The sequence below is a fragment of the Sphingomonas sp. NCPPB 2930 genome, assembly GCF_042867205.1.
Taxonomy (GTDB): Bacteria; Pseudomonadota; Alphaproteobacteria; order Sphingomonadales; family Sphingomonadaceae; genus Sphingomonas.
Genome location: NZ_JBHZQU010000051.1, coordinates 1 through 802, shown reverse-complemented (window position 1 = coordinate 802; position 802 = coordinate 1). Strand labels below are relative to the sequence as shown.

Below are 802 nucleotides of genomic sequence, written 5' to 3'. Positions count from 1 at the left end.
GCCGTTGGTCCAGGGATGGTTTGGCTTGGTGAGCCGATGCTCGATCTCATGCCGCCAGCAGGCGCGATCGAAGGGATGGCCGCGCAGGCGTGCCGTGGGTCCGTCACGGTTCTTCGGCAGGTCTGCGAACTGGATGCCGTTGTCGGTCAGCACGGTGTGGATGTCATAGGGCACCGCCTCGACCAGCTCGTCGAGGAAGGCGACGGCCCCGGCAACGTTGGCCTTGTCCTTGAGCCTGGCAAAAGCGAGCTTCGAAGTCCGGTCGATCGCGACGAACAGGTAGAGCTTGCCTTCCCCGGTGCGGACCTCTGCGATGTCGATGTGGAAGTAGCCGATCGGGTAGGCCTTGAACTTCTGTCTGGCTGGTTGGTCGCCATCCACCTCGGGCAACCGGCTGATCCCATGCCGCTGCAGGCAACGGTGTAGAGCGGAGCGGGTCAGGTGGGGGATCGTCGGCTGGAGGCCGTAGAGACAGTCCCCCGCCTACGCGGGGGCAGGCTAACGGCCGCAGTGTGTGGCGCCGGAACGCCACGATCATCGCTTCCTCCTCGATCGTGAGGACGGTGGAATGAATGGCCTTCGGCCCCATCGGGGCATCGCTGACGCTCGCTCTCTTGCGCCACTTCTGCACGGTGGTCGGGCTAATCCCGTGTCGTCGCGCCAGCGCCCTTACGCTCTCTTCACTCCGCTGTATCGCTCGACGGACTGCCTCCGTCGTGCGGGCGCTCCGTGTAGAACCTGCGCCATTGCTCCTCCCGCCATGCATGATGGTCAAACGTACCACCACATTGCGGGATCAAAC

The 802-nt window shown here is 64.3% G+C and carries 1 pseudogene; it reads right to left on the bottom strand.

The window, feature by feature from the left end:
* Nucleotides 1–747, bottom strand: a pseudogene (locus ACFX59_RS18265) (DDE-type integrase/transposase/recombinase); the annotation flags it as partial.
* Nucleotides 748–802 lie beyond the last annotated feature (55 nt).